The following is a 13,159-nucleotide window of genomic DNA, read 5'->3' as shown; positions in this document are numbered from 1 at the left end:
ACGCAACATGCAGATAGTGTCAGGGGCGTACATGGCAGAAACAAACGAGACACAGACCTCTCGCAAAGTCGGCTTGACGGAGGGCGTCAACAAACCCGTATTCCTGTGGTCGGCCGGTATCACACTTCTCTTTGTCCTGAGCGGCGTGATCGCGCCTGAAGCATCTGCGGCGACATTTGCCGCCGTGCAAAGCTGGATCGTACGGGAGCTGGGCTGGATCTATCTGCTCGCGGTCGCGATCTTCCTGATGCTGATGCTGTTTCTCGGCGCGTCGCGCTATGGCAATATCAAGCTCGGCCCCAATCACTCCGAGCCGGATTTCAGTTATCCCGCATGGTTTTCCATGCTGTTTGCAGCCGGCATGGGCATCGGCCTCGTATTCTTTGGCGTTGCCGAGCCCGTCAACCACTTCACCAAGCCACCGGTCGGGGATGCGGCCACCATTCAGGCTGCCCGAACGGCAATGGAAATCAGCTATTTCCACTGGGGCCTGCATGCCTGGGCGGTTTATGCGGTTATCGGCCTGTCGCTCGCCTATTTTTCCTATCGTCACGGCCTGCCGCTCACCATGCGCTCGGCGCTCTATCCGATCATTGGCGACCGTATCTATGGACCCATCGGCAACGCGGTGGACATCTTTGCCGTGATCGGCACACTCTTCGGCGTCGCCACGTCGCTTGGCCTCGGCGTACTTCAGGTCAATGCCGGATTTGCCCACGTTCTCGGCTGGCCGATGGATTTCTGGGTACAGTTGCCTCTGATCATCGTCATCACCGGCATGGCCACGATCTCCGTCGCCACCGGCCTCGACAAGGGCATCAAATTCCTGTCGAACCTCAACATGTTCATGGCGATCGCCCTGATGGCCTTCGTCTTCATCATGGGACCGACGACCTTCCTTCTGCGTGCCTTCGTGCAGAACCTCGGCACCTATCTCGACAATTTCGTCCTGCGGACGTTCTACATGTATGCCTATGCGCCCAACGAGCAGCCTGCCGAATGGCTCGGAGACTGGACGTTGTTTTACTGGGGCTGGTGGATTGCATGGTCACCCTTTGTCGGCATGTTCATTGCCCGTATTTCCCGCGGCCGCACCATCCGCCAGTTCATCCTCGGTGTGCTGCTCGTGCCGGCAGGCTTCAGCTTCGCCTGGATGACGGTGTTCGGTGATACGGCGCTTGCCATGCACCTGACCGGCCAGACCACGGCCGTTTCAGATGCTGTTGCCAAGGATGTAACGCTGGCGCTGTTCGTTTTCCTCGAACAGTTCCCGGCCGGCGTTTATGTCTCTTGGTTCGCCATGGCGCTGATCGTGTTCTTCTTCGTTACCGGTGCGGACTCCTCTGCTCTCGTTATCGACACATTGACGTCCGGAGGTCGCGAGGATGGCCCAGTCGCCCGCCGTGTTTTCTGGGCCATCACCGGCGGCGTCATCGGAGCCGTCCTACTCGCCACCGGTGGGCTCAATGCCTTGCAAACGGCCTCGATCGCCGGCGCCCTGCCGTTCACGTTCGTCATGCTGTTGATGTGCTGGGGCCTTTTTCAGGGTCTGCGTCGCGAAGGCGTGCGCCAGAATGCTCTGGTGCAAAGCCTGCGGCCCCGGAAATCGGTCAGTTGGCAGCGGCAGCTGCACGGCATCATCAGCTATCCGACACGCGAGGAAATCAAACGGTTCATGCAGGATATCGCTGGCCCGGCGCTGGAAGATGTTGCGGAAGAACTGCGGAAAAAATCCGTGGAAGTGGAAGTTCGGCGCAACGATTACCGCGTGACGATGGTCGTTACGCCCGGCAGTGAGGAAGAGTTCTCCTACGGCATTCGCACGCGCCCCTACACGATGCCGACCTACAGCTTCATCGACACACCCGATGAACGGGAAACTGCGGGAAAATACTATCGTGCCGAAGTGTTCCTGTCGGATGGCGGACAGGATTACGACGTCATGGGCTTCACGCGCGAAGAACTGATCCAGGATGTGCTCGTACAATATGACAGGCACTTCCAGTATCTCCATGCCGTGAGAAGCTGAATACCCACCAAAGAAAAACCCGGCCTGTTTCCAGACCGGGTTTTTCCTTTTTCAGTTTTGGCGATCGATCACATATGGATCGGCTTGGCGAAGGTGGAAAGTGCCGCTTCCTTCACAGCTTCCGACATGGTCGGATGCGCGTGGCAGGTGCGGCCGAGGTCTTCCGACGAGCCGCCGAATTCCATCAGCACGGTGATCTCGTGGATCATCTCGCCGGCGCCGAAACCGACGATATGGCCGCCGAGAACGCGGTCGGTTTCCTTGTCAGCCAGGATTTTTACAAAACCGTCGGTAACCTGCATGGCGCGGGCGCGACCATTGGCCGTGAACGGGAACTTGCCGACCTTGTAGGCGATGCCTGCGGCCTTCAGCTCTTCCTCGGTCTTGCCGACGGAAGCGACTTCCGGCTGGGTGTAGACCACGCCCGGAATGACATCATAGTTCACATGGCCATGCTGGCCGGCGAGGATTTCAGCAAGCGCCACACCCTCGTCTTCAGCCTTGTGGGCCAACATCGGACCCTTCACGACGTCGCCAATTGCATAAATGCCGGCAACATTGGTCTTGAAGCCGTGGTCGATTTCGACGCGGCCACGGTTGTCGAGCGCCACGCCAGCACCCTCGAGGCCGAGACCTTCGGTGTAAGGCTTGCGACCGGTGGAAATCAACACGACGTCAGCTTCGACGGTCACGGCATCACCGCCCTTAACCGGCTCATAGGTAACCTTGGCGCCGGTTTCGGTCTTTTCGACCGCCGTCACCTTGGCTTCGGTGCGGATGTCCATGCCCTGCTTGGCAATCATGCGCTGGAACTGTTTCGACACGTCGGCATCCATCGCGCCGAGCAGCTTGTCGAGATATTCGATGACGGTGACCTTTGCGCCGAGACGCATCCAGACCGAACCGAGTTCCAGGCCAATGACGCCGCCGCCGACGACGATCATGTTCTGCGGAACCTTGGAAAGCTCCAGTGCGCCGGTCGAGGACACAATGACCTTCTCGTCGATCTCGACATTGACGCCCGGAATGCCGGCAACGTCCGAACCTGTGGCGATGACGATGTTCTTCGTCTCAAGTTCCTGCACCTGACCGTCTTCGGCGGTGACGGAAACCTTGCCGGCGGCAACGATCTTGCCGGTGCCGATAAAGCCGTCGATCTTGTTCTTCTTGAACAGGAAGGACACGCCTTCGACGTTCGACTTGATGGTGGCATCCTTGTGCGCCATCATCTTTTCGAGGTTCAGCACCGGGGCGGACACCTCGATGCCGAGCGAATCCATGCCGTGGGCTGCGTGATGGAACATTTCCGAAGCGTGCAGCAATGCCTTGGAGGGGATGCAGCCGACATTGAGGCAGGTGCCGCCATAGGTGGCGCGCTTTTCGACGACCGCGACCTTGAGGCCGAGCTGCGCTGCCTTGATGGCGCAGACATAACCACCGGGGCCGGAACCGATAACGATCACATCATAGGACATTGTTGCTTTTCCTCTTGAGATTGTCTGTTTAGTCCGCGGCACGGGTCAGTGCGAGGCGGAAGCCGAAGCCGACCAGAGCGGCACCGGTAATGCGGTTGAACCATTTGCCGCTGGCGATGAAACGATCGCGAACGGCCTTGACGGTGAAAAAGGTGGATACGCCGGCGAACCAGGCGGTCAATGCCGCCGCCATGCCGATGCCGTAGCTGAACTGGATCAGTGCCGGCGTGTCGTGATGCACCAGCGTCGAAAACAGCGACAGGAAGAACAGAACCGGTTTCGGATTCAGCGCGTTGGTGATGAAACCCATGCCGAGGCATTTCAGCGCCGAGATCGGTTTGCGGTCCGCTTCCGTCACCTGGATTTCGGCGACATCAAAGCCGGACGCGCGAAAAGACATGATGCCGAGATAGATGAGGTAAGCGACACCGGCCCACTTGATCAGGGAAAACAGCATCAGCGACTGCGAGACGATCAGCCCGAGACCGAAAATGGTATAGCTGATGTGAAACAGCAGCGAAAAACCCATGCCAAGGCCGGTCATGATCGCCGCGCGTCGGCCATGCACGATGCTCTGGCGCAAGATGACGGCAAAGTCGGCGCCGGGAACGACGATGAAAATGGAGAGGACGGCCATCAGGCCGAGAAATTCCAGAATGTACTGCATGTTCACACCGCCATTGGGGTCATCGACCGCCGCTCACATTGAGGATCGAGCCCGTGATATAGGAAGCCTCAGGCGACAACAGGTAGAGCACCGCATCGGCAATTTCCTGCGCCGTTCCCGCACGCTGCATCGGGATGCTCGGCGCCATGTCGCGCGCCCGGTCCGGCAGGCCGCCGGAAGCATGGATCTCGGTATCGATGACGCCCGGCCGTACCGCATTCACCCGAACATTTTCAGCCGCGACTTCGCGGGCAAGACCGATGGTAAACGTGTCGATCGCGGCCTTGGAGGCGGCGTAGTCGACATATTGCGAAGGAGAGCCGATGATCGCCGCCATCGACGAAATATTGACGATCGCACCGCCCCTGCCGCCGTGACGCGTCGACATGCGGCGCACGGCTTCGGCGGCGCAGAGGATGGAGCCGGTCACATTGATGCGCATCATCCGCTCGAGGCGTTCGACCGACATCTCGTCCACCCGCGCCGGCGCATCGACAATGCCGGCATTGTTGGCAAGTCCGTCCAGCCGTCCGAAATGTTTGTCAACGGCTTCAAACATCACGACGATATCGGTGGCATTGCCGACATCGCCCCTGATCGCAAAAGCCTCGCCACCACCGGCCTCGATCTCGGAGACGACCGCGTCCGCCGCAGCCTTGTTGGCGGCATAGTTCACGGCCACTCGCCAACCCTTGGCGGCGGCAAGCAGGCAGATCGCAGCGCCGATGCCACGGCTGCCGCCGGTTACGAGAAGGACGGGTTTGTCAGTCATGACAGCGCACTCCGGCAGCTCACTCCAATTGTGATCAGCCGTGCCGTCACAGGAACAGCCCGATCATCATCAGCAACAGCCCAAGCAGGCTGACCACCCAGACCAGCGAGCGCACATAGGCGATACCGCCGAGATAAAGCGGAATGTAGACGATACGCGCAATCAGCCAGACCCAGCCGCCGATAAGGCCAAGGCCGGACGGATCGCCGGTCAGGATCATCGCCAGCAGCAGGCCGATAAAGGCCGGATAGGTTTCCTGAAAATTTTTCGAGGCGCGAGCCGAACGTCCGGCAAGTGCGCTCTTCGGCTCGTTATCGCCGTCACGCGGCCCGGCATTCCATTGCAGGCCGCGTTCCTTGGTCGCAAAATTCCCCTGCAGGAGGATATGGACCACGAGCAGGACGACGCTCAGGCTGAGCAGCACCAGAAGGGTGGTGGCATTGGCAGAAGCGGCGTCCATCGTGGTCTCCTCCCATCAGGATGGCATAATCAGAGGTCCAGAACCAGACGTTCCGGATCTTCCAGGCTTTCCTTGACGCGCACGAGGAAGGTCACCGCTTCCTTGCCGTCAACGATACGGTGATCGTAGGAGAGCGCCAGATACATCATCGGACGGATGACGACCTGACCGCCGATGGCGACCGGACGCTCCTGGATCTTGTGCATGCCGAGAATACCCGACTGCGGCGCATTGAGGATCGGCGAGGACATCAGCGAACCGTAAACGCCACCATTGGTGATGGTGAACGTGCCGCCCTGCATGTCGGCCATGGAAAGCGAACCGTCGCGGGCTGCCTTGGCAAGACGACCGAGTTCCTTTTCGACGCCGGCGATCGAGCGCTGGTCGGCATCACGGATGACCGGAACAACGAGGCCCTTGTCCGTGCCGACAGCCATGCCGACGTGGCAGTAGTTCTTGTAGATGATGTCGGTGCCGTCGATTTCGGCGTTGACGGCCGGCAGTTCCTTCAGCGCGTGCGTGACGGCCTTGGTGAAGAAGCCCATGAAGCCGAGTTTCACGCCATGCTTCTTTTCGAACACGTCCTTGTAGCGGTTGCGCAGATCCATAACAGCCGACATGTCCACCTCGTTATAGGTGGTCAGCATGGCTGCGGTGTTCTGAGCATCCTTCAGGCGCTTGGCGATGGTCTGGCGCAGGCGCGTCATCTTCACGCGTTCTTCGCGCGAAGCGTCGTCAGCCGAAGAGACCGGGCGCGGCGCAGCCGAAGCGGCGGCAGGCGCTGCCGGAGCAGACGTGCCCTTGGAAATGGCAGCCAGTACGTCGCCCTTAAGAACCTGGCCACGCTTGCCGGAACCATCGATATCCGAGGTCGAGATATTGTTGTCGGCAGCAACCTTGGCGGCAGCCGGAGCGGCCGGCATGGCAGAGCCACCAGCAGGTGCGGCAGCAGCAGCCGGTGCAGGTGCGGCAGCGGGTGCAGCTTCAGCAGGCTTTGCAGCGGCAGGAGCCGCAGAAGCGGAGCCTGCGGCACCTTCGGCGATCTGGCCGAGCAGGGCATCGAGGCCAACGGTTTCGCCGTTCTGGGCGACGATCTCGGTCAGGACGCCGGATGCCGGGGCCGGCACTTCGACGGTGACCTTGTCGGTTTCGAGTTCGACCAGCGGCTCATCGGCCTTGACGGTGTCGCCGACCTTCTTGAACCAGGTGCCGACGGTCGCCTCGCTGACGGATTCGCCGAGGGTGGGAACGCGGATTTCGGTGGCCATGACTTGTTTCCGTTTTTGTCAGGTGTTCGTTGAATTTGCGAAAAGGCGGGAGACTGAATGATCAGCCGCCCAATGCGTCTTCGAGGAAGGCTTCGAGCTGCTGCAGATGCTTCGACATCAGACCCGTTGCCGGAGAGGCGGCGGCCGGACGGCCGGTATAGCGCACGCGCTGATACTTGGCGTCGATATGCGCCAGCACCCATTCCAGATAGGGGTCGATGAACGACCATGCGCCCATATTCTTCGGCTCTTCCTGGCACCAGACCATTTCGGCATGGCGGAAGCGGGAAAGCTCGTTGATCAGAGCCTTGGCCGGGAACGGATAGAGCTGTTCGACGCGCAGAAGGTAGACATCGTCGATGCCGCGCTTTTCGCGTTCTTCGAGCAGATCGTAATAGACCTTGCCGGTGCACATCACGACGCGGCGGATCTTTGCATCCTTCTGGAGCTTGATCGGGCCGTCCTTAATCACCTCGGCATCATCCCACAGCAGGCGGTGGAAGGACGATTCGCCGGCCATTTCGGCAAGCGTCGAGGTGGCGCGCTTGTGACGCAGCAAGGACTTCGGCGTCATGAGGATCAGCGGCTTGCGGAAGTCGCGCTTCATCTGACGGCGCAGGATATGGAAATAGTTCGACGGCGTCGTGCAGTTTGCGACCTGCATGTTGTCTTCCGCACACATCTGCAGCCAGCGTTCGAGACGGGCGGAGGAGTGTTCCGGACCCTGACCTTCATAACCATGCGGCAGAAGGCAGACGAGACCAGACATGCGGAGCCACTTGCGTTCGCCCGACGAGATGAACTGGTCGAACACGACCTGCGCACCGTTGGCGAAATCGCCGAACTGGGCTTCCCAGAGCGTCAGCGCGCTCGGGCGGGCCAGCGAATAGCCGTATTCGAAACCGAGAACGGCTTCTTCCGAAAGCATCGAGTTGATGACTTCGTATTTGCCCTGGCCGGCCTGCAGGTTGGCGAGCGGGATGTACCGCTCTTCGCTATCCTGATCATAGAGAACAGAATGACGCTGGCTGAACGTGCCGCGCTCGCAATCCTGACCCGATAGACGAATCTTGGTGCCTTCGACGGCAAGCGAACCGAAGGCAAGCGCTTCTGCCATCGCCCAGTCGATGCCCTCACCCGTCTCCACCATCTGCGCACGGTTTTCCATGAAGCGCTTGATGGTGCGATGAACGTTGAAGCCGTCCGGAATGGTCGACAGCTTGCGACCGATTTCCTTGAGGCTCTTCATCGGCATGGCAGTCTTGCCACGACGCTGTTCGTCGGCATTGTCGGCCGAACGCATGCCCGACCACTGACCATCCAGCCAGTCGGCCTTGTTCGGGTTGTAGGACTGACCGGCCTCGAATTCGGTTTCCAGATGCGCGCGCCAATCGGCCTTCATCTTCTGGAAATCGCCGTCGCTGATCACGCCTTCAGAGATCAGGCGCGAAGCATAGATCTCGGAAACCGACTGATGTGCGCGGATGACCTTGTACATCTTCGGCTGCGTGAAGGACGGCTCGTCGCCTTCGTTATGGCCGAAGCGGCGGTAGCAGAACATGTCCACAACGACCGGCTTGTGGAACTTCATGCGGTATTCGGTGGCGATCTTGGCCGCGTAGGTGACCGCTTCCGGATCGTCGCCGTTCACGTGGAAGATCGGCGCTTCGATCATCTTCGCGACGTCAGACGGATACGGAGACGAGCGCGAGAAACCGGGATTGGTGGTGAAACCGATCTGGTTGTTGATGATGACGTGCATCGTGCCGGCAACACGGTGACCGCGCAGGCCCGACAGGCCGAGAATTTCGGCAACCACGCCCTGACCGGCAAAGGCAGCATCGCCGTGCAGCAGCAGCGGCAGAACCTTGGCGCGCTCGGAAAGCGGGATGATGTTGTCCTTGTCCCAGACCTTGGTCAGCATGTCCTGCTTGGCGCGGGCCTTGCCCATGACGACCGGGTTGACGATTTCAAGGTGCGACGGGTTTGCCGTCAGCGACAGGTGAACCTTGTTGCCATCGAATTCGCGGTCGGAAGAGGCACCGAGATGGTACTTCACGTCGCCTGAACCTTCGACTTCGTCGGGCTTGAACGAACCGCCCTTGAACTCGTGGAACACGGCGCGGTGCGGCTTGTGCATGACGTTGGTCAGAACGTTCAGACGGCCACGGTGGGCCATGCCGACGATGACTTCCTGCAGGCCTTCCTGGCCGCCACGCTTGATGATCTGTTCCAGCGCCGGGATCAGCGCTTCACCGCCATCAAGACCAAAACGCTTAGTGCCCTTGTACTTGACGTCGATGAACTGCTCGAAACCCTCGGCCTCGACCAGCTTGGACAGGATGGCCTTCTTGCCTTCCGGGGTAAAATCCACGCCCTTGTCCGGACCTTCGATCCGTTCCTGAATCCAGGCCTTTTCGTCCGGGTTGGACATGTGCATGAATTCGACGCCGATGGTCGAGCAATAGGTGCGCTCGAGAATATCGATCATTTCGCGCACGGTGGCATATTCCAGCCCGAGCACGTTATCGATGAAGATCTTGCGGTCATAATCGGCTTCGGTGAAGCCGTAGGAGGTCGGGGACAGTTCGTTATAGTCATCGACGGGGCTGGCGATACCGAGCGGATCGAGCTTGGCATGCAGATGGCCGCGCATGCGGTAGGCACGGATCATCATGATGGCGCGCACGCTGTCGCGGGTCGCCTGATGAACGTCTGCCGGGTTGGCCGGCTGGCCGGTTGCGGCAGCAGCCGCTTCAGCCTTGGCCTTCACCTTGGTCTCGACGGCCTTTTCGACCACGATCGGCCAGTTGCCGTCGAGCGCATGAACCAGATCGCCACTGGCAGCCTGCGGCCAGTTGGCGCGCTTCCAGGAGGCGCCCTTGGCCGCCTTCTTGACGTCATCGGAACTATCGGCCAGCGCCTTGAAGAAGGCCTGCCACTCCTCGTTCACGGAGTTCGGATCTTCCTCGTAACGCGCATGAAGCTGCTCGATATAGGGAGCGTTCGCGCCGTCGAGGAAGGAAGTGATGAGAAACTGCTCGTTGGCTTCTTGCCGTGCCATGATGTCCCGCGGGCGCCGCGCCCGCCTCCTCACGTAATTGAGGGCCGGGAAAACAAAGCGCCGGCCGCCGCTTGGGTCTTGTCTCTATTCGCCGTTCGAAACGGCAGCGCCTTGAAGCGCCGGATCGGGAGGCGGAAAAGGCCGCCTGCCCGATTTTTCAGACCAACTCCGGCTTTCCTCGCCGGAGATGGTCCCTATGTGGTCTCAGCCCTTGAGGACTTCAACCAGCGTCTTGCCGAGGCGTGCCGGGGAAGGCGAAACCTTGATACCGGCTGCTTCCATGGCAGCGATCTTGGATTCCGCGTCGCCCTTGCCGCCGGAAACGACAGCGCCGGCATGGCCCATGGTGCGGCCCTTCGGAGCCGTACGACCGGCGATGAAGCCAGCCATCGGCTTCTTGCGGCCCTTCTTGGCTTCGTCGATCAGGAACTGGGCTGCATCTTCTTCAGCCGAACCACCGATTTCGCCGATCATGATGATCGACTGGGTGGCGTCGTCTGCAAGGAACATTTCCAGCATGTCGATGAATTCGGTGCCCTTGACCGGGTCGCCGCCGATGCCGACAGCCGTCGTCTGGCCGAGGCCTTCGTTGGACGTCTGGAACACGGCTTCGTAGGTCAGCGTGCCGGAGCGCGAAACGATACCGACCGAACCCTTGCGGAAGATCGAGCCCGGCATGATGCCGATCTTGCATTCTTCCGGCGTCAGGACGCCCGGGCAGTTCGGGCCGAGCAGGCGCGACTTCGACTTGTCGAGCTTTGCCTTGACGCGCACCATGTCCATGACCGGGATACCCTCGGTGATGCAGGTGATGAACGGCACTTCGGCTTCGATCGCTTCGATGATCGCGTCGGCAGCACCTGCCGGCGGAACATAGATCACGGTCGCATCGGCGCCGGTACGCTCCTTGGCTTCGGCAACCGAAGCGAAGATCGGCAGTGCCGTACCATCGACGCCCGACGACCAGGTTTCCCCACCCTTTTTCGGGTGGATACCGCCGACCATCTTGGTGCCGTAATAGCCGAGCGCCTGTTCGGTGTGGAACGTGCCGGTCTTGCCGGTCAGGCCCTGAACGAGGATCTTGGTGTCTTTATTGACGAGAATAGACATGTATCAGGTTCCTCAAATTAGGCTTTGATCGCCGCGACGATCTTCTTCGCCGCGTCATCGAGATCGTCGGCAGCGGTAATCGCCAGACCGGACTCGTTGAGGATCTTCTTGCCGAGCTCGACATTGGTGCCTTCGAGACGAACCACGAGCGGAACCTTCAGGCCAACTTCCTGCACGGCAGCGACAACGCCTTCGGCGATGACGTCACAACGCATGATGCCGCCAAAGATGTTGACGAGGATGCCCTCAACCTTCGGGTCGGCGGTGATGATCTTGAAGGCTGCAGCAACCTTCTCCTTGCCGGCGCCACCGCCGACGTCGCAGAAGTTAGCCGGCTCTTTGCCGTACAGCTTGATGATGTCCATCGTCGCCATGGCGAGACCGGCACCGTTGACCATGCAGCCAATGTTACCGTCGAGGGCAACGTAGGCGAGGTCCCACTTGGAAGCTTCGATTTCCTTGGAGTCTTCTTCGGTCTCGTCGCGCAGCGCCTTGACGTCGTCGTGGCGGAAGAGCGCATTGCCGTCGAAGGACATTTTTGCGTCGAGAACACGCAGATGACCGTCCTTCATAACGATCAGCGGATTGACCTCGAGGAGCGCCATGTCCTTTTCGCCGAACGCCTTGTAGAGCGCCGGGAACAGGGCCTTGGCATCTTCAGCAGCCGCGCCCGAAAGCTCGAGAGCCTTGGAGATCTTGGCAACGTCGTCAGCAGTCACACCGGTTTCCGGGTCGATGGCGATCGTGTGGATCTTCTCAGGCGTATCGTGGGCAACAGCTTCGATGTCCATGCCGCCTTCGGTCGAAACGACGAAAGCAACCTGACCAACCGAGCGATCGACCAGCAGCGAGCAATACAGTTCGCGCTCGATGTCCGCACCGTCTTCGATGTAGAGACGGTTGACCTGCTTGCCGGCATCACCCGTCTGGGCGGTGACCAGCGTGTTGCCGAGCATGTCCTTGGCGTGCGCCACGACTTCCTCGATCGACTTGGCCAGGCGGACACCGCCCTTGGCGTCGGGGCCGAGTTCCTTGAACTTGCCCTTGCCGCGACCGCCAGCGTGGATCTGGCTCTTGACGACATAGAGCGGGCCGGGAAGCGACTTGGCAGCAGCTTCGGCTTCCTCGACCTTGAGGATGGCCACACCTTCGGCGACCGGAGCGCCAAAACCCTTCAGGAGAGCCTTGGCCTGGTATTCATGAATGTTCATGGGGCGATGTCCCTGTTTGAATTATTTCGGGCCGATTACTTGAGAGTCGGCGCGATAGCGATGCAGGCTTCGCAAAGACCGGCGACAGCGCCGACCGACTTCTGGAAGGCTGCTTCTTCGTCCTTGTTGAATTCGACTTCGATGATGCGCTCGACGCCGCCGGCACCGATGATCGTCGGAACGCCGACATACATGTCGTTGACGCCGTACTGGCCCGACAGATGGGCAGCAGCCGGCAGCACGCGTTTCTTGTCCTTGAGGTAGGATTCAGCCATCTCGATCGCCGAGGCGGCCGGGGCGTAATAGGCCGAACCGGTCTTCAGGAGACCGACGATTTCGGCGCCGCCATCACGGGTGCGCTGAATGATTTCTTCGAGACGCTCGGCAGTGACCCAGCCCATCTTGACCAGATCGGTGAGCGGCACGCCGCCGACGGTCGAATAACGGGCAAGCGGCACCATCGTGTCGCCATGACCGCCGAGAACGAAGGCAGTGACGTCCTGAACGGAAACGTTGAATTCTTCGGAGAGGAAGAGGCGGAAACGAGCCGAGTCGAGAACACCGGCCATGCCGACAACCTTGTTCTTCGGCAGGCCGGAAAACTTCTGGAGAGCCCAGACCATGGCATCAAGCGGATTGGTGATGCAGATCACGAAGGCGTTCGGGGCATATTTCTTGATGCCGGCGCCGACCTGTTCCATGACCTTGAGGTTGATGCCGAGCAGATCGTCGCGGCTCATGCCCGGCTTGCGGGCGACACCGGCGGTGACGATGCAGACGTCGGCACCTTCGATGGCAGCATAGTCGCTGGCGCCGGTGAGCTTCGCGTTAAAGCCTTCGACCGGGCCGGACTGGGCGATATCGAGGCCCTTACCCTGCGGGATGCCGTCGGCAATATCGAACAGGACGATGTCGCCCAGTTCTTTCAGGCTGGCGAGATGCGCCAGCGTGCCGCCGATCATACCGGAACCAATAAGTGCAATCTTCTTGCGTGCCATCGAGATGCTTCCTCTCCATTCAAATCCATGGCCGGCACGGACAGTTGTCGACCGATGTGGGGAGAGGACATAAACCGGCTGCGACAAATTGGCAACCGGTTATTA

The 13,159-nt window shown here is 60.2% G+C and carries 10 protein-coding genes; 1 reads left to right on the top strand and 9 read right to left on the bottom strand.

Features of this window, described 5'->3' with window-relative positions; translation table 11 throughout:
• The first annotated feature begins 31 nt into the window (after positions 1-31).
• A complete protein-coding gene (locus tag ACRQ1B_RS21030) occupies positions 32-2,029 on the top strand; it encodes a BCCT family transporter (RefSeq protein WP_432296005.1) in 1,998 nt (665 codons plus the stop codon).
• A gap of 68 nt (positions 2,030-2,097) precedes the next feature.
• Here ACRQ1B_RS21030 and lpdA read toward each other — a convergent pair whose 3' ends face one another.
• From lpdA to mdh, 9 genes are all read right to left on the bottom strand, one after another.
• Positions 2,098-3,504, bottom strand: coding sequence for a dihydrolipoyl dehydrogenase (gene lpdA / locus ACRQ1B_RS21025; RefSeq protein ID WP_432296004.1), 1,407 nt, complete (start codon positions 3,502-3,504; stop codon positions 2,098-2,100).
• 28 nt (positions 3,505-3,532) lie between these two features.
• Positions 3,533-4,171 carry a LysE family translocator gene (locus ACRQ1B_RS21020; protein ID WP_432296003.1) on the bottom strand — a complete coding sequence of 213 codons (639 nt, stop codon included), beginning with the start codon at positions 4,169-4,171 and terminating at the stop codon, positions 3,533-3,535.
• 19 nt (positions 4,172-4,190) lie between these two features.
• Positions 4,191-4,943, bottom strand: coding sequence for an SDR family oxidoreductase (locus ACRQ1B_RS21015; protein WP_432296002.1), 753 nt, complete (start codon positions 4,941-4,943; stop codon positions 4,191-4,193).
• 46 nt (positions 4,944-4,989) lie between these two features.
• The gene (locus ACRQ1B_RS21010) at positions 4,990-5,403 is read right to left on the bottom strand and encodes an MAPEG family protein (RefSeq protein WP_432296001.1); all 414 of its coding nucleotides are present in this window, start codon (positions 5,401-5,403) and stop codon (positions 4,990-4,992) included.
• A gap of 29 nt (positions 5,404-5,432) precedes the next feature.
• Positions 5,433-6,671 carry a 2-oxoglutarate dehydrogenase complex dihydrolipoyllysine-residue succinyltransferase gene (odhB, locus tag ACRQ1B_RS21005; protein WP_432296000.1) on the bottom strand — a complete coding sequence of 413 codons (1,239 nt, stop codon included), beginning with the start codon at positions 6,669-6,671 and terminating at the stop codon, positions 5,433-5,435.
• 61 nt (positions 6,672-6,732) lie between these two features.
• Positions 6,733-9,735: a 2-oxoglutarate dehydrogenase E1 component gene (locus tag ACRQ1B_RS21000; RefSeq protein ID WP_432295999.1), complete on the bottom strand. Its 3,003-nt coding sequence runs from the start codon at positions 9,733-9,735 to the stop codon at positions 6,733-6,735.
• A gap of 204 nt (positions 9,736-9,939) precedes the next feature.
• On the bottom strand, positions 9,940-10,845 hold the full coding sequence (sucD, locus tag ACRQ1B_RS20995) for a succinate--CoA ligase subunit alpha (RefSeq protein WP_432295998.1): 906 nt from the start codon (positions 10,843-10,845) through the stop codon (positions 9,940-9,942).
• A 17-nt stretch (positions 10,846-10,862) separates the two neighbouring features.
• A complete protein-coding gene (gene sucC, locus ACRQ1B_RS20990) occupies positions 10,863-12,056 on the bottom strand; it encodes an ADP-forming succinate--CoA ligase subunit beta (RefSeq protein WP_432295997.1) in 1,194 nt (397 codons plus the stop codon).
• A gap of 35 nt (positions 12,057-12,091) precedes the next feature.
• Positions 12,092-13,054 carry a malate dehydrogenase gene (mdh, locus tag ACRQ1B_RS20985; RefSeq protein WP_432295996.1) on the bottom strand — a complete coding sequence of 321 codons (963 nt, stop codon included), beginning with the start codon at positions 13,052-13,054 and terminating at the stop codon, positions 12,092-12,094.
• Positions 13,055-13,159 lie beyond the last annotated feature (105 nt).

This window comes from Endobacterium panacihumi (assembly GCF_050847465.1).
In the GTDB taxonomy this organism is placed as follows: Bacteria; Pseudomonadota; Alphaproteobacteria; order Rhizobiales; family Rhizobiaceae; genus Neorhizobium; species Neorhizobium panacihumi.
This window is presented reverse-complemented; position numbering and strand designations above follow the sequence as displayed.